Genomic DNA, 15,881 nt, shown 5'->3' with positions numbered 1-15,881 from the left:
GTGGGGTGGGGCGGGTGGCGGCGAGTTGTTCGCGGTGGCGCTGGACGGTGTCGACCACCCGGTAGGTGACGGCGGCGATCGGCACCGAGACGAAGGCGCCCGCGATGCCGGCGATCAGCGTGCCCGCGGTGACCACCACCAGGATCACCGCCGGGTGCAGCCGGACCTGCCGCTTCATGATCAGCGGCTCCAGCAGGTTGCCCTCGATCTGCTGGACGGCGATCACCGCGGCCAGCACGAGCAGCGCCGTCGCCGGGCCCTTGGCGGCCAGCGCCACGAGTACGGCGACCGCGCCGGCGACCGTCGCGCCGATGATCGGGATGAAGCCGCCGAGGAAGGTGATCAGCGCCAGCGGCAGGGCGAGCGGCACCCGGAGCACCACCAGGGACAGCCCGATGCCGATCGCGTCGATCGCCGCGATGAGCATCGTGCCCCGGCTGTACGCGCTGAGCGTCCGCCACCCGGCCCGGCCGGCCTCGGCGGTCACGTCGCGGTTCGGGCCGGTGGTCCGGCGCAGCAGCCACTGCCACATCGACCGGCCGTCCTTGAGCAGGAAGAAGAGCAGCACCAGGGCGAGCAGGGTGGAACCGGCCACCTCGGCGGCCGTCCGGGCGCCGCCGATCGGGTCGAAGCCGCCGCCGAGGCCGGAGCGGACCTGCTGGATGAGCCGGTCCAGCTGCGCGTCGCTCACCGGCAGGGTGGAGGTGACGAAGTCGCGGCTGCGCTGGACGCCCTCGCCCAACTCCTGGCTGAGCGCGCCGAACTGGGCGGCGGTCAGGTTCCACACCAGCACGCCGACGCCGACCAGGATGCCGAGCAGCAGCAGGAGCGACAGCAGCGCCGCCGGGGCCGCCGGCACCCGCCACCGGCGCAGGCGCAGCAGCACCGGGTCGAGCAGCGCGGCGAGGAAGAGCGTCACCGCCAGGGCGATCGCCAGCGGCGCCAGCAGCACCGCCACCCGTCCCAGCAGGTAGAGCGCGACCACCACGACCACCAGGCAGGCGCCCCACACCACCGCCGACCGGACCAGCCAGGGCAGCGCCGCCCAGGCTTGTCGTGGTTCGGGGCGGGCGCCCGCCGCCGTCATCCCGGGCGTACGCCCGTCACCGTCCTCGACCACGTCGGTCCTCCTCGGTCTCGGCGGCATCGATACCCGTACCGGGGCGCTCCGACACCCACCGATGGATCAACGCGCTCCCGGCCGTGGGGTTCCGCTCAGGACAGTCCCGGCCAGACCGCCAGGTAGCCGCCGCCGGCGACGGGTTGCACCGGCCGGGTGCGGTGGAACGGACCCTTGTCCACCCGGGCGGCGGCCGCCGCCACCCCGGAGCCGGCGGCCACGCCGCGTACCGCGCCGGCGCCGCCGTCGGTGAAGACCACCCAGGTGGTACGCCGTTTCAGGTCGGCCGAGAGCACCAGCAGCCAGGCGTCCCCACCGGCGTACGGGGCGAGGCGGCGTCCACCCAGGGTGATCCGCCCCCGGTCGGCGATCTGGTACGCGGACACGCCGCCCGCGTACACCCGGCCGCGTTCGTCGGCGGTCACCGCGTACGGCGTGATGGTGTTGCCCCGGTCGCCCTTGGTGTCGATCCGGGCGAGCAGGTGCTGGCCGGCGAGCTGCCGGCCGGTCGCCGGGTCGAAGCGGGCCAGGTAGCTCTGCTGCGCGTTGGAGGTGTTGAACGGCTGGGTGAACTTGTCGGTCGCCACGTTCGGCGCGGGCCGGTCCACGTCCGCCGCCGAGCGCCCGAAGACGCTGTTCCCGCCGTCGGTGACCCCGGCCAGGTAGAGCTTTCCGTCGCGGCCGAGCGCCACCCGTTCGACCCGGCTGTCCGCGCAGCGGTCGCCGAGCCGCTCGGCGGGATGGTCGTACGCCCGCCAGCGCAGCGTTCCCCGCCGGTCGTACGCGTGCAGGTACGGGATCTGCACGGGCACGCACGGGCCGGCGGCCACCTGCCGGTAGCCGCCGACGAAGACCAGTCCGGTGCGGTCGTCGACGGCCACGTCGGCGACCTTGCGGCCGTCGGGGCGGATGGTGGCCAGCGTCGCGCCGCGCGGGTCGTACACCCGGACCACCCCGCCCACGACGGCGGCGACGGTGCCGGCGGAGCCGACCGCGACCCGGCCGGCCGGCCCCGGGCGCTGCCAGCGCACGGCGCTCGCGTCCGGGGCGAGCAGCAGGACGCCCCGGCCGGTGGCGACGGCGATTTCCCCGCCCCCGCGCCGCACCTCCAGGTCCTCGACCGTCCCGGCGAGGCGGGTGACCCCGAGCAGCCGGCGACCGGTGCCGTCCAGGCGCAGCACGGCGCCGCTGCCCCGGCCGAGCGTGGTGGTGGCGGTGCCGCGCACGTCGGTGAACCGGCCGCCCACCACGATCTCGCAGCTCGGCGCGACGTCCACCGCGTTGGCGCTGTCAGTGCCGGCCCGGCCGAGGTACGACGCCGCGGTCGGGTCGAGGGCGCTGCTGGAACGAGGTGCCGGTCCGGGACGGGGGCAGTCGGCGGTCGCGGGGGTGGCCGCCGGCGCGGCGGCGGCCGGTGGTACGGCTGTCGCGGTGGCCGGCGGAGTGGGCGGGGCGCTCCAGTGGGACGGCGCGGCGGCGTCGTCCGTGCCGCAGCCGGCGGCCAGCACCAGGGTCGACAGGGCGGCGGCCAACGGCGTCCCGAGATGGCGTCGGTGCACGGCTCGTACCCCTTCCGGAGGAGTCGCCGCGATCCTACGGCGGTGTTTGCGCCCGGGAGGCGAGGGAACGCAGAAGGTACCGAGTGAGGAGGACCGTCATGAGTGACTTCATGGACAAGGCCAAGGACTTCGCGGACAAGCACGACAAGCAGGTCGACCAGGGCATGGAGAAGGCCGGCGACTACGCCGACCAGCGCACCGGTGGCAAGTACGACGAGCAGACCGACAAGGCCGTCGACATGGCGCAGGCGCGTACGGGTGAGGGCGACCAGGGCCGCTGACCTCGCGTTTCCGCTGCCGGACCACCCGCTGGGTGGTCCGGCAGCGGCGTGTCCGGGTGTCCCGCGCTCTGGTCAGCATCGACCGGGCTCGCTACGATCCGCAGTCGTGGCATGACTCACCGTGGAGTCGTGCGGAGCGGACGGCCCCGCCCGGCGCGGCGGGCCGCGGACCAGAGGGAGCCACCCCCGGTGACCGAGACTGCCCAGCCGACCATCCCGCAGCCCTACCCGTTCAGCGAACCCCACCGGCTCGACGTCGACCCCCGCTACGCCCGGCTGCGTCACGAGCAGCCGCTGAGCCGGATCCGGATGCCGTTCGGGGAGCCCGCCTGGCTGGCCACCCGGCACGCCGACGTGCGGACCGTGCTCGGTGACCCGCGCTTCAGCCGGGCCGCCTCCGTCGGCCGGGACGAGCCCCGCAACAGTCCACGGCAGACCGACACGGGCATCCTCCAGATGGACCCGCCGGAACACACCCGGCTGCGCCGGCTGGTCGCGAAGGCGTTCACCGCCCGCCGGGTGGAGGAGCTGCGCCCGCGTACCCGGTCGGTCGCCGAGGAGCTGGTCGACGGCATGGTCGCCGCCGGCCCCCCGGCCGACCTCGTCGCCCACCTGGCCACCCCGTTGCCGATCCGGGTCATCTGTGACCTGCTCGGGGTGCCCGTCACCGACCAGGACCGCTTCCACACCTGGTCGGAGGCGATCGTCTCGACCACGTCGCTGTCACCCGAGGTGGCCGAGAGCTACGTCGAGCAGCTGCTGGGGTACATGGCCGGGCTGATCGCCCAGCGGCGGAGCGCCCCGACCGACGACCTGATCGGCGCGATGGTCCGGGCGCGCGACGAGCACGCCGACCGGCTCAGCGAGGAGGAGGTGGTACGGCTCGCCGCCGGCCTGCTCGCCGCCGGGCACGAGACCACCGTGACCCAGATCCCCAACATGGTGTACGTCCTGCTGACCGAGCCGGACGGCTGGGAGCGGCTCCGCGCCGACCCCGCCCTGGTGCCGACGGCGGTCGAGGAACTGATGCGCTTCATCCCGCTCGGCGCGACCGCCGCCTTCCCCCGGTACGCCCTCGAGGACGTCGAACTCGGCGGCGAACTGGTCCGGGCCGGTGAGCCGGTGGTGGTGTCGATCCACTCGGCCAACCGGGACGAGCGGGTCTTCGCCGACCCGGACCGGTTGGACCTGGCCCGGGAGGTCAATCCGCACGTGGGGTTCGGGCACGGCGTGCACCACTGCGTCGGGGCGCAACTGGCCCGGATGGAGCTTCAGGTGGTGCTGGAGACCCTGCTGCGGCGTACCCCGGGGCTGCGGCTCGCGGTGCCGGAGTCCGAGCTGACCTGGAAGAGCGGCCTGCTGGTCCGGGGCCTGACCGCGATGCCGGTGTCCTGGTGAGCGCCGAGCGGGCGGTGACGGCCGGGCGGTGGTGCCGGTGAGCGCCGGCGGCGCGGGGCGCGACGCCGCCCGGTGGCGGGTCTTCGTCGACCCCACCCGCTGCATCGGGTCGGGGATCTGCGCGGGCGCGGCGCCGACCCACTTCCTGCTGGTGGACGGGCTCTCCCGCCCGCTGGCCGAGCGGATCGCCCCGGCGGACGAGGTGCTGGACGCCGCCGAGTCGTGCCCGATGGAGGCGATCATCGTGTCCGACGTGGAGGGCAGCCGGATCGCACCCGAGCCGTGAGCCGGATGCCGGGCGCGCCCGGGTGGCCCGCAGCGTCAGCCACCCGGGCGCGCGTCCGGTCACCAGCCCGGGTAGCGCACGCCGTTGACGTTCACCCGCAGCGTGTAGAGCGAGCTGGAGGCGCAGAGGTAGAGGTGGTTGCGCTTCGGGCCGGCGAAGGTGAAGTTGGCGACCACCTCCGGCATGTGCAGTTTGCCGAGGAGGGTGCCGTCCGGGTCGAAGCAGTGCAACCCGTCGTGCGCGGCCACCCAGACCCGCCCGGCCTCGTCCAGCCGTACGCCGTCGAAGGAGCCGGCGTCGCAGGTGGCGAAGACCTCACCGCCGGTCAGCGTGCCGTCGTCGCGGACGGCGAAGCGGCGCAGGTGCTTGTGCCGGGTGTCGACCACGTACAGGGTGGACTCGTCGGCGCTGAAGGCCAGGCCGTTGGGTTGCCCGAAGTCGTCGGCGACCAGGCGTACCTCGCCGCTGTCCGGGTCGACGCGGTAGACGTGGTTGCCGCCGATCTCCGACTCGCCCCGGTTGCCCTCGTAGTCGCTGTCGATGCCGTAGCTCGGGTCGGTGAACCAGATCGACCCGTCGGAGTGCTCGACCACGTCGTTCGGGCTGTTCAGTCGCTTGCCGCGCCACCGGTCGGCCAGCACGGTGTCGGAGCCGTCCGGCTCGGTGCGGGTGACCCGGCGGTTGCCCTGCTCGCAGCTGAGCAGCCGGCCGCGCCGGTCGACGCTGTGCCCGTTGGCGTAACCGGCGCTGTGCCGGAAGACGCCCACCGCACCGGTGGTCTCGTCCCAGCGCAGCACCCGGTCGTTGGGGATGTCGCTGAAGAGCAGGTACCGCCCGGCGGGGAACCAGGCCGGCCCCTCCAGCCACCGCCCGCCGGTCCACAGGCACTCCACCCACTCGTCGCCGTTGACCCGCCGGAACCGCTCGTCACGCACCTCGAAGCGGGTCCTGAACCTGTCCACCGTCTACCACCCCCTGTGATTGCGTTCGGCGGGACGCTAGCGTGACCGAACCAAAGTCGGTCGGTTCATTATCCGGCCGGATGCGATTCAAGGGGGATCGGTGGACGACATCGACCGGGAGTTGCTGGCGGCCCTGCAACGGGACGCCACCCAGTCGTACGCCGCGCTCGCCGCGACGGTCGGGCTCTCCACCGGCGCCGCGCACGAGCGGGTCCGCAAGCTGCGGGAGCAGGGGGTGATCCGGCGTACGACGGTGGACGTCGACCCGGCCGCGGTGGGTCGGGGCGTGCTGGCCTTCGTGATGGTCGAGGCGAACGCCTGGATGGGGGACCGGCCCACCCACGAGGCGCTGGCCGCCCTGCCCGAGGTGGAGGAGGCGCACGTGGTGGCCGGCCCCGCCTCGGTGCTCGTGAAGATCCGCGTCGGCACCCCGGAACAGCTCCAGGCCACCCTTCGTCGGCTGTTCGGAGTCGACGGGGTCACCGGCACCCGGACCATCGTCGTGCTGGAGACCTTCTTCGAACGTCCGCTCGATCCCCGTCCGCCGGCGGCCGTCGGCTGAACGACGCGACGGCCAGGCCCGGTGGGGCGTGGCCGTCGCGGGACGATCGGGTCAGTGCTGCTTCTCGCGCAGCTCCGCCATCGAGGTCGGCCGGCCGCTGAGCGCGTCGCGCATCCGGTCCACCAGGCCGGCGCCGGGAGCGAGCAGCTTGTTCGCCGGCGGGCGGTCCGGGGCGGCCGGGTGCGGGCGGGTCGGCGCCGACTTCTTCGCGGCCTGCACCTTGCCGGCCAGCTCGACCAGTTCCTCGCGCGCCACGGCGGCCCGCAGGCGCGGGAAGAGGTCGGCCTCCTCGTCCTCGATGTGGTGCCGGATCGTGCTGGTCAGGTGGGCGAGCAGTTGGTCGAAGCGGGGGTCCGAGGGGTCGACGGACTCCAGTTCCTTCATGGTCCGCTCGGCGTCGGCGTGCTCGGAGATCTCGTGGTCGGCGACCCGGTCGCCGTCCGGCAGCATCTTGCGGGCGGTCGGGTAGACGTACGCCTCCTCGGCGACGGAGTGCCGGACCAGCTCGGCGATCACCACGTCGGCGAGCTGACGGCGGTGCTCCGGCGTGCCCTGCCGGGTCTCCAGCTCGACGAAGATCGACTCAACCTCGCGGTGATCGGAGATCAGCACGTCCACGACGTCCTGGTGGCTCTTCTCGTGATGGCTCATCTGGTGCCCCTTACCGGTTGCGGACGGTCGGTTGTGGGGCCTGTACCCCTTTGCCGCCGACCGAATCTCCTCCGGCGGATCTGGTACGCGGCGCCCGTTGTCGCGTCGGCACCGTCGGCGTACGCTTCTCCCCGGCCCGCCCTCACGGTTACCAGTGAGGAGCAGTCATGCCCTTGAACCGCCTGCTGACTATCGGGGTCAGCGCGGGCGCGGCGGTCGTGCTGAGCGTGCCGGCGGTTGCCGCACCGGCCTCCGCCAGCCCCTCCCACCACCGCGCCGGTGGCAGTCTGGTGCTGGTCGGCGGTGGTCTCGCCGACGACAACGCCACCATCTACGGCGACATCGTCCGGTTGGCCGGCGGCGCCGGCAAGGCCCGGATCGGCATCTTCACCGCCGCCGCCCCGGTGCCCTCGGAGGACCCGGACGCCGGCACCCCGGACTGCAACAACAGTGTCTGCAACGGCGACTACTACGCGAAGCTGTTCACCTCCTACGGCGCGGCGGACGCGCAGTGGATCCCGATCGACCTGGACCACCCGGAGGCCGCCGACGACCCGGCGGTGGCGAAGCAGATCGACTCGATGACCGGCTTCTTCTTCGGCGGTGGCGACCAGTACCGCTACATCACCACGATGACCCGGGGTGCCGCCCAGCGGGACTCGGCGGCCCTGGCCGCCGTGCGGCGCAAGCTGCGCTCGGGCGCGGTCGTGGCGGGTACCAGCGCGGGTGCGCAGATCATGGCCGGCAAGGACATGATCACCGGTGGCTCCACCGAGCCGGGCCTGCGCGACGGCGCGAAGCCCGGCTACTTCGACGACCCGGGTGTCCTGGGCTACCTGCCCAAGGGCGGTTTCGGCTTCTTCACGGAGGGGCTGCTGGACACCCACTTCTCCCGCCGGGGCCGGGAGGCTCGCTCCATCCGGCTCGCCGCCGACACCGGCAACGACCGGGTGTTCGGGTTGGACGAGAACACCGCGCTGGAGGTCACCGGGGTCGGTGGCCGGCACCGGTCGCTGCGGGTGATCGGCCAGCGCGGGGTCAGCGTGCTGGACCTGCGCCGGGCGCGGGTCACCAGCACCGACGGCGTGTGGGGCGTCGAGGGCGTCCGGTGGAGTCGGCTCACCGAGGGCGACCGCTACCGGGCCGAGCGCTGGCAGCCGGTGATCGCGGCGGGCAAGGAGAAGGTCAGCCCGGCCGCCGGGCCGTGCACCGTGCCGCCGTCGGACGACGTCTTCTACGACTACGCCCTGGTGGGGCTGGCCGAGGGCCTGGTGAACCAGGCGGGCTGCAGCTCGACCTCCGGCACCTCGTACGAGAAGGATCCGCAGTTCGCCGCCGAGGTGACCCGGGGACGTGGCTTCGCCGGCTACCGGGCCGGGTCGACGACCTCCTTCGTCAACGCGGTGATCGGCATCCGCCCCGCCTGACCATCTGCTCCCTTTCCGGTCGCCACCGTGGCTCCCCGCCACGGTGGCGATCGGCGTCTGTCGACCAGACGGCGGGGCGCGGAACGTCATCCCGATGTAACAGAAGTTACGTATTGAGCAACGAACTTAATGGATGTAACTTCTGTTTCATCGATCCGTGGCCCCTCGGAGGTGCCCATGTCCCCTTCCCGCAACCCCCGCCGACTGTCGGTGGTGGCCGCCGCCGCTGCCCTGATCACGCTGGCCCCGATCGGGGTGACCGCCGCCCAGGCCCAGGTCACCCGGATCCGCCAGGGCAGCAGTGCGGACGTCAGCCGGACCGCCTGGTCCGGCCCGGCGTACACGATGAACGGCTCCGGCGGCATCGTCACCGCCACCATGAACCAGGCCATCAACGCCATCCGCGGCGGGACCGGCTCCATCGACGTGGTGGTCGTCGCCGGTTCCGGCACCACCACCCCGGAATGTGACGTCATCACCGGCCTGACCGGGGTGAATTCCTGCACCACGCTGACCCTCACCGCCGCCCGCGACGGCGACAACGCGCAGGTCAACACGGACATCCGTAACGCCGAGTTCGTCTACTTCGCCGGCGGCGACCAGTGCCGGTACGTGGCCTGGAAGGGCACCGCGCTGGAGGCCTCCGTCGAGTCGGTGGTGGCCAAGGGCGGCGGCGTCGGCGGCGGCAGCGCCGGGCACCACGTCAACAGCGACATCGTGTACGACGCCTGCGCGGCGAGCACCACCTCGGCGATCGCGCTCGACGACCCGTACGACCGGTCGCTGACCTTCACCACCGGCATGTTCCGCTGGCCGAACTACGCGAACACCATCAACGACTCGCACTTCGTAACCCGGGACCGGATGGGCCGCACCATGGCCTTCGTGGCCCGCGCGATCAAGGACGGCCGGACCAGCGGCGGCAAGGCATGGGGCGTCGGGGTGGAGGAGGGCGCCTCGCTCTTCATCGACCGCAACGGGCTGGCCACGCTGAGCGGGCCGAGCGCGTACGTCGTCCTCGGCGACCACCAGCCGGAGGTGGCGGTCTCCGGCCAGCCGCTGACCTACTCCAACTTCAAGATCTGGAAGCTGACCAGCGGCCAGACCTACGACTTCGCCAACCGGCCCACCTGCGGCTACTACCTGAAGAGCGTGAACGCCGGCGTGCCGAGCAGCAGCCTCTACAGCGGCACCCCGGTCACCGACTGCTCGACCACCCCGCCCCCGTCGGGTGGGAGCAGCTTCACCGAGGCGGAGCCGAACGACTCGCGCAGCGCCGCCAACGACGTCTCCGGCAACACCTTCCCGCTGACCGTCACGGGCGACATGAAGAGCTCCACCGACCGGGACTACTACGCGCTCACCGTGAACAGCCAGCAGACCCTGTCGGTGAGCTGCGCGGTGCCGACCGCGTACGACGCCGACATCTACCTGCTCGACTCGGGCGGCAGCACGGTGACCCGCTCGGTCGAGGACGGCGCGGGCACCGACGAGTCGGCCAGCCTGACCCGCAGCGCCTCCGGCAGCGCGACGTACTACCTCGACGTGGAGGCGTACTCCGGCTCGGGTACGGCCGACTACACCTGCACCGTCACCAAGTCCTGACTCCTTCCCCCCCGGCTACGCTCTGCCCGTGTCGAACCCAGATGAAGAGCCGCACGGCGTCGGCGTCGCGGCGCTGATCCGGCAGCGGCTCGGCGAGTGCAGCCCCGCCGAGCGCCGGGTGGCCCGGGCGCTGCTCGCCTCGTACCCCGCCGCCGGCCTGGGCACCGTCGCCTCGCTCGCCGAGCGCGCCGAGGTGAGCGCGCCGACCGTGCTGCGCTTCCTGGCCCGGCTCGGCTTCGGCGGGTACCCCGAGTTCCAGCGGGCGCTGCGGGAGGAACTGGCCGAGCGGGAGACCTCGCCGCTGTCGGCGTACCGGGCGGCGGAACGCACCGGCGCGCCGCCGGAGGGGGCGCTGCCGCGGGCCGCGGCCAGCCTGCCGGAGGCCGTCGCGGGCACCCTGGCCGAGCTGCCGCAGGGCGAGCTGGACGCGGCGGTCCGCCTCTTCGCCGACCAGCAGTTGCGGGTCACCGCGGCCGGCGGGCGCTTCTCCGGGCTGCTCGCCCACTATCTGGTGCTGCACCTGATGCAGGTACGCGGCGGCAGCCGCCTGCTCCCGGTCACCCCGGTCGAGCGCACCGACATGCTGGTCGACGTGGGGCGCAAGGACCTCTTCGCGCTCTTCGACTTCCGCCGGTACGAGGAGCCGACCCTGGCGCTGGCCCGGGAGGTGACCGCGCGGGGCGCCAAGGTGGTGCTCTTCACCGACCGTTGGCTCTCGCCGGTGGCCGGCCTGGCGGAGGTGGTGCTGCCCAGCCGGGTCGAGTCGCCGTCGCCGTACGACAGCTTCGTGCCCGCGTTGGCGCTGGTGGAGACCGTGGTCGCGGCCGTGATCGACCGGCTCGGACCGGTGGCCGGCTCGCGGCTCAAGGCGATGGAGGCGGCCCAGCAGACGTTCGGGGGCGGCTGACCGGCGTTACAGGAAATTGTAACCCCACCGAAATCGTAACGTGCGTTACAGTCCGGGGGCTGGTTCGTTCTGGCCCCCGGAAGGACACCCCATGCGCATCCGTCAACTCGCCCTGGTCGGCGCGACCACGGCTCTCCTTGCCGCCACCGCCGCCTGTGGCGGCACCAGCACCACCGCCGCCGGCTCCGGTGGCGAGGTCACCAAGGTCTCGGTGACCATCGAGGGCGTCGGCGCGGTCGACACCGACTCCGCCCTGGCCAAGAAGGTCCCCGCCGACCTGCGGGGCAAGGGCACGATCACGGTGGCGACCAACGCCCCGTACCAGCCCTTCATCGACTTCAAGGTCGAGGGCAAGAACGACGAGTTCAAGGGCCTCGACTACGACCTCTTCCAGGCCGCCTCGGCCCGGCTCGGGCTGAAGGCCACCTTCAGCCAGCAGCCCTTCGACGGCCTCGTCCCCGGCCTGCAGGCCGGCAAGTACGACGCCATCGCCGGCGGCATCACCGACAAGAAGGAGCGCCAGCAGGTCGCCACCTTCGTCGACTACTCCGCCTCCGGCACCGGGTTCCTCGTCAAGACCGGCAACCCGCTCGCGGTGAAGAGCGTGGCCGACCTCTGCGGCCGCAAGGTGGCCGTGCAGAAGGCCAGCAACCAGGCCAAGAACCTGACCAACTACACCAAGGACAGCTGCCCCGCCGGCAAGGCCATCGAGGTCAAGGAGTACCCGGAGAACCCGCAGGCGGTGCAGGCCCTGATCGCCGGCAACGTCGAGGTGGTGGCCGCCACCAAGGTCAACCTGGTCGACACCGCCGCCACGCTCGCCGGCAAGGCCGAGCTGGTCGAGGACGCCGGCGCGCCCAACGGCTGGCTCGCCAGCCCGAACGGGTTCGGCTTCCTCAAGGCCAAGAAGGAACTGGCCGAGGCGTACCGGGCGGCCGTGCAGTCCCTGATCGACGACGGCACCTACGGCAAGATCCTCGCCCAGTGGAAGCAGACCCCGATCGCGATCAAGCAGGCCACCATCGACCAGGCCATCGACTGACCCTGGCGGGACCACCACCCCACCGACCGCGGTCGCCGGGCGCCCTTTCGAATCCGTGAGGGCGGGCCCGGAAGTGGCGCCCGGCGACCGCCGCACCATCGCCTGATCGGGAGACACCGCAATGACGAGCGACACCGAGACCGTACGGGTGGTGCCCGTACGCCACTACGGGCGCTGGCTGACCGCGCTGCTGGTGGTCGGGCTGACCGTCCTGTTCGTCCGGGCCCTGCTGGACAGCCCCAACCTCGAACCCGGCACGATCCGGGAATACCTGTTCAAGGACTACGTCCTCGACGGCGTGGTCACCACGCTCTGGCTGACCCTGCTGGCGATGGTGCTCGGCACCGTCGGCGGCGTACTGCTCGCCGTGATGCGCCTGTCGGCCAACCCCGTACTGCGCGGCGTCTCCTGGGCCTTCATCTGGGTTTTCCGGGGCACCCCGCTGCTCGTGCAGATCATCTTCTTCGGATTCCTGGGGGCGCTCTTCCCCCGGCTCACCCTGACCGTGCCGTTCACCGACACGGTCCTGTTCGACCAGCCGACCAGCGTCGTGGTGACCGGCACGGTCGCCGCCGTGCTGGCCCTGTCGCTCAACGAGATGGCGTACGCCGCCGAGGTGATCCGCGGCGGCATCCTCGCCGTCGACGCCGGTCAGACCGAGGCCGCCGCCGCCCTGGGGATGAGCCCCACGCTCACCCTGCGCCGGGTGGTGCTCCCGCAGGCGATGCGGGTGATCATCCCGCCGATGGGCAACGAGACCATCACCATGCTCAAGTCCACCGCCCTGGTGTCGATCATCGCCGGTCGTGACCTGATGACCGCCGTGCAGACCGTCTACCAGAACAACTACAAGGTCATCCCGCTGCTGGTGGTGGCCGCCATCTGGTACCTCGCCCTGGTCAGCCTGCTCTCGGCCGGCCAGTGGCTGATCGAGCGGCGGTTCGGCCGCGGTTTCGCCCGGGGAGGCGTTCGATGACGGTGACGGAGAAGGCCGCCGCGCCGGCTGCGGAGCGGACCGACAGGCCCATGGTGCGCGCCGAGGGCGTCACCAAGCGGTACGGCCCGGTCGAGGTGCTCAAGGGCATCGACCTGACCGTGGCGCCCGGGGAGGTGACCTGCCTGCTCGGCCCCTCCGGCTCGGGCAAGTCCACCTTCCTGCGCTGCATCAACCACCTGGAACGGATCGACGGCGGCCAGCTCTGGGTGGACGGCGACCTGGTCGGCTACCGCCGCCACGGCGACCGGCTCCACGAGCTCAAGGCCCGCGAGGTGGCCCGCCGCCGCCGGGACATCGGCATGGTGTTCCAGCGGTTCAACCTCTTCCCGCACCTCACCGCCCTCGGCAACGTCATCGAGGCCCCGGTACGGGTGCTCGGCACACCCCGCGAGGCGGCCCGCGCCGAGGCGATGCGACTGCTGGCGCGGGTCGGGCTGGCCGAGAAGGCCGGCAGCTACCCGGGCCAGCTCTCCGGCGGCCAGCAGCAGCGGGTGGCGATCGCCCGGGCGCTGGCCATGCACCCCAAGCTGATGCTCTTCGACGAGCCGACCTCCGCGCTCGACCCCGAGCTGGTCGGTGACGTGCTCGACGTGATGAAGGGGCTCGCCGCCGACGGGATGACCATGGTGGTGGTGACCCACGAGATGGGCTTCGCCCGCGAGGTCGCCGACAGCGTCGCTTTCCTCGACGGGGGTGTGGTGGTGGAGTCGGGCGCGCCGGCCGACGTGCTGGGCAACCCGCGCCACGAGCGCACCCGCTCCTTCCTGGAGAAGGTGCTCTGATGGATCCACTGCTCGCGACGGCCGGGGACCGGCTCGGGGCGTACCACGAGCGGCTGGCCCGGCTGGTCGCCGTCGACTCCGGCTCCGGTCAGGTCGACGGGTTGCGCGAGGCCGCCGACCTGGTGCAGACCTGGTGCCTGACGGCCGGGTTTTCGGTCGAGCGGGAACCGGTGGCCGACCCGTCCGGCACCCCGCTCGGTGACGTGCTCATCGCCCGGCGGCGGGGCCGAGGACAGCGGCGGATCCTGCTCGCCGGGCACCTCGACACCGTCTTCCCGCCCGGCACCGCCGCCACCCGGCCGTTCCGGGTGCACGACGGCCGGGCGTACGGGCCGGGGGTCAGCGACGACAAGGGGGGCCTGCTCGCCGGGCTCGCCGCCGCCGAGGTGCTGATCGGGCTGGGCCGGGAGGAGTACGGGGAGCTGGTGCTGGTCTGCACCCCGGACGAGGAGATCGGTTCGCCCGGCAGCCGTCCGCTGCTGCGTACCCTCGGCGCCGAGGCCGACGTGGCCCTCTGCCTGGAATGCGCCCGCGACAACGGCGACCTGGTGTCGGCGCGCAAGGGCGTCGCGGACCTGGAGATCGTGGTGCGCGGCCGGGCCGCGCACGCCGGCATCGAGCCGGAGCGCGGGGCCAACGCGCTGCTCGCCGCCGCCCGGCTGACCGTCGCGCTCGACGCGCTGAACGGGCGCTGGCCCGGCGTCACCGTCAACGTCGGCGTGCTGGACGCCGGTGGCCGGCCCAACGTGGTCGCCGACCGCGCCCGGATGCTGGTCGACCTGCGCGCCTGGCACACCGGGGAGTACGCCTCGGCGCTCGCCGAGATCCGCCGGCTGGTCGCCGAGCCGACCGTCCCCGGGGTACGCGCCGAGCTGGCCGTGCACGCGCCCACGCCGCCGTGGGAACCCGGGCCGGAGGACCGCTGGCTGACCGAGCTGGCCGGGAAGGTCGGCGCGGGCCTCGGCCTGCCCGTCTCGCACACCGCCACCGGCGGCTGCGCCGACGCCAACCTGCTGGCCGCTGCCGGGGCGACCGTGCTGGACGGGCTCGGCCCGGTCGGCGGTGACGACCACAGCCCCGCCGAGTGGCTGGACCTGGACTCGGTGGTGCCCCGGGTGGCGCTGCTCGCCGGCCTGATCGACGAGGTGGCCCGCCGCTGACCCGACGCGACGAGGGCCGGCCTCCCCGGGTGGGGAGACCGGCCCTCGGTCGATGATGCGGGATCAGGAGCTGTAACCGCGGCCCGCGATCCAGTTGGCCAGCTCGGCGGTCTCCATCCAGTACTCCTGGACGTCCGGGGCCGCCGGGTCGGCGATCTTCACGGTGTTGCCGTTGTCCTTGTACTCCACCACGGTCACGTAGTGACCCGGGAAGCCGCGCACGTTGCCGTCGACGTCGTACGCGTTGCCGAGGACGTTGGCGACGATCGGCTCACCCGCGGCCACCGCGGCCTTGACGTCCGCCCGGAGCCGCTCGATCTGCTCCTTCGAGGCGACGTCCGTGCTGAGCTCGGTGGTCTTGTACTTGCCGTCGGTGTACTCGTTCAGCACCCGGGTGATGTCGAACGCCGAGTCGGTGCCGTTCTCGGTGGTGCCCAGCTTCTCGGCCAGCTCGTCCAGGCTGACGGTCTTGCCCGCCGCGGCGGACAGGGCCATCCCGGTCGACGTCGGGCCGCAGTAGTAGAAGTTCGGCTGGGCCTGGTACTCGTAGCCGGCCCGGCTCTGGTCCTTGCTGTTGCCCTTGTCCTTGCTGTTGTCCCTGCCCTCGCCCTTGTCCCTGCCCTGGTCGGAGACGACGGAGGCCGCCTTCTCGGCCGGCGTGGCCTGCGCGGCCAGGGCGGGGGCGGCGACGGCGCCACCGGTCATCACCAGGCCGGCGACGGACAGCATGCCGTTACGAAAGATCGTGTTCATGGTCGAGACTCCGTTCGGGGGGTTGACGCCCGGTCACGGGGACCGGACGCAGCACCGGGAAAGGCGCTCGGCTCATCAGGGGAACTTCGGACCGCTCGGCCCGCCGCTCGCTCACGGAGGTGCAACGACGGCCGGCCCGGACCCATTCCGGCCCGTCACCAGCCCCGCACCCTGCGTACAAAGACGCAACGCCCCGACCCCGCCCCCGATTCCACCCACCAACCGGACACACCATCCCAAACCTCGCGCCCGCCGCCACCGACCATCAGGCCGCACTTTCAGAGAAAGCGTGGCCTTGGAGCGTGAAATGGCCACGTTCTCGCTGAAAGCGCGCGCTGCCGAGGGCGCCCCGCCGAGCGCGCTGGGCAGCGCGCTGCGTCGAGCGCGCT

Annotated in this window: 16 protein-coding genes; 11 read left to right on the top strand and 5 right to left on the bottom strand. The window is 72.7% G+C overall.

Going from position 1 to position 15,881, the window contains the following annotated elements; translation table 11 throughout:
* Both ACSNN7_RS08815 and ACSNN7_RS08810 read right to left on the bottom strand, forming a co-directional pair.
* The coding region (locus ACSNN7_RS08815; RefSeq protein WP_436680174.1) for an AI-2E family transporter at nucleotides 1–1,120 on the bottom strand (1,120 nt) is incomplete at its 3' end.
* Between the two features lie 95 nt (nucleotides 1,121–1,215).
* Complete coding sequence (locus ACSNN7_RS08810) at nucleotides 1,216–2,679, bottom strand: hypothetical protein (RefSeq protein WP_436680173.1); 1,464 nt, start codon at nucleotides 2,677–2,679, stop codon at nucleotides 1,216–1,218.
* Nucleotides 2,680–2,777: 98 nt separating this feature from the next.
* Here ACSNN7_RS08810 and ACSNN7_RS08805 point away from each other — a divergent pair, with 98 nt between their 5' ends.
* From ACSNN7_RS08805 to ACSNN7_RS08795, 3 genes are all read left to right on the top strand, one after another.
* On the top strand, nucleotides 2,778–2,960 hold the full coding sequence (locus ACSNN7_RS08805) for an antitoxin (RefSeq protein ID WP_436680172.1): 183 nt from the start codon (nucleotides 2,778–2,780) through the stop codon (nucleotides 2,958–2,960).
* Between the two features lie 189 nt (nucleotides 2,961–3,149).
* On the top strand, nucleotides 3,150–4,358 hold the full coding sequence (locus ACSNN7_RS08800) for a cytochrome P450 (protein WP_436680171.1): 1,209 nt from the start codon (nucleotides 3,150–3,152) through the stop codon (nucleotides 4,356–4,358).
* A gap of 37 nt (nucleotides 4,359–4,395) precedes the next feature.
* Nucleotides 4,396–4,644, top strand: a complete 249-nt coding sequence (locus ACSNN7_RS08795) for a ferredoxin (protein WP_436680170.1) — start codon at nucleotides 4,396–4,398, stop codon at nucleotides 4,642–4,644.
* Between the two features lie 59 nt (nucleotides 4,645–4,703).
* On the opposite strand, the gene ACSNN7_RS08790 is transcribed toward ACSNN7_RS08795, so the two are convergent.
* Entirely contained in the window at nucleotides 4,704–5,606 is a 903-nt protein-coding gene (locus tag ACSNN7_RS08790; protein WP_436680169.1) for an SMP-30/gluconolactonase/LRE family protein, read from the bottom strand.
* Nucleotides 5,607–5,706: 100 nt separating this feature from the next.
* Here ACSNN7_RS08790 and ACSNN7_RS08785 point away from each other — a divergent pair, with 100 nt between their 5' ends.
* Nucleotides 5,707–6,168, top strand: coding sequence for an Lrp/AsnC family transcriptional regulator (locus tag ACSNN7_RS08785; protein WP_436680168.1), 462 nt, complete (start codon nucleotides 5,707–5,709; stop codon nucleotides 6,166–6,168).
* Nucleotides 6,169–6,219: 51 nt separating this feature from the next.
* Here the strand turns inward: ACSNN7_RS08785 and ACSNN7_RS08780 are convergent, their stop codons facing one another.
* Nucleotides 6,220–6,819, bottom strand: a complete 600-nt coding sequence (locus ACSNN7_RS08780; protein WP_436680167.1) for a hemerythrin domain-containing protein — start codon at nucleotides 6,817–6,819, stop codon at nucleotides 6,220–6,222.
* A 167-nt stretch (nucleotides 6,820–6,986) separates the two neighbouring features.
* On the opposite strand from ACSNN7_RS08780, the gene ACSNN7_RS08775 reads away from it, so the two are divergent.
* From ACSNN7_RS08775 to ACSNN7_RS08745, 7 genes are all read left to right on the top strand, one after another.
* Entirely contained in the window at nucleotides 6,987–8,246 is a 1,260-nt protein-coding gene (locus ACSNN7_RS08775) for a cyanophycinase (protein WP_436680166.1), read from the top strand.
* Nucleotides 8,247–8,423: 177 nt separating this feature from the next.
* Nucleotides 8,424–9,851 carry a hypothetical protein gene (locus ACSNN7_RS08770; RefSeq protein WP_436680165.1) on the top strand — a complete coding sequence of 476 codons (1,428 nt, stop codon included), beginning with the start codon at nucleotides 8,424–8,426 and terminating at the stop codon, nucleotides 9,849–9,851.
* A 28-nt stretch (nucleotides 9,852–9,879) separates the two neighbouring features.
* A complete protein-coding gene (locus ACSNN7_RS08765) occupies nucleotides 9,880–10,758 on the top strand; it encodes a MurR/RpiR family transcriptional regulator (protein ID WP_436680164.1) in 879 nt (292 codons plus the stop codon).
* Nucleotides 10,759–10,849: 91 nt separating this feature from the next.
* On the top strand, nucleotides 10,850–11,800 hold the full coding sequence (locus tag ACSNN7_RS08760; RefSeq protein WP_436680163.1) for a transporter substrate-binding domain-containing protein: 951 nt from the start codon (nucleotides 10,850–10,852) through the stop codon (nucleotides 11,798–11,800).
* Between the two features lie 121 nt (nucleotides 11,801–11,921).
* Nucleotides 11,922–12,776, top strand: a complete 855-nt coding sequence (locus tag ACSNN7_RS08755; RefSeq protein ID WP_436680162.1) for an amino acid ABC transporter permease — start codon at nucleotides 11,922–11,924, stop codon at nucleotides 12,774–12,776.
* The gene (locus ACSNN7_RS08750; protein ID WP_436680161.1) at nucleotides 12,773–13,579 is read left to right on the top strand and encodes an amino acid ABC transporter ATP-binding protein; all 807 of its coding nucleotides are present in this window, start codon (nucleotides 12,773–12,775) and stop codon (nucleotides 13,577–13,579) included. Before ACSNN7_RS08755 ends, ACSNN7_RS08750 begins: the two co-directional genes overlap by 4 nt.
* Nucleotides 13,579–14,739 carry a M20/M25/M40 family metallo-hydrolase gene (locus tag ACSNN7_RS08745; RefSeq protein ID WP_436680160.1) on the top strand — a complete coding sequence of 387 codons (1,161 nt, stop codon included), beginning with the start codon at nucleotides 13,579–13,581 and terminating at the stop codon, nucleotides 14,737–14,739. Before ACSNN7_RS08750 ends, ACSNN7_RS08745 begins: the two co-directional genes overlap by 1 nt.
* 63 nt (nucleotides 14,740–14,802) lie before the next feature.
* On the opposite strand, the gene ACSNN7_RS08740 is transcribed toward ACSNN7_RS08745, so the two are convergent.
* Nucleotides 14,803–15,492, bottom strand: coding sequence for a C39 family peptidase (locus ACSNN7_RS08740; protein ID WP_334452476.1), 690 nt, complete (start codon nucleotides 15,490–15,492; stop codon nucleotides 14,803–14,805).
* Between the last annotated feature and the right edge of the window lie 389 nt (nucleotides 15,493–15,881).

The sequence above is a fragment of the Micromonospora sp. URMC 105 genome (genome assembly GCF_051386295.1).
Lineage (GTDB): Bacteria > Actinomycetota > Actinomycetes > Mycobacteriales > Micromonosporaceae > Micromonospora.
The sequence above is the reverse complement of the archived record's forward strand: the minus strand, read 5'-3'. Positions and strand labels throughout refer to the sequence as shown.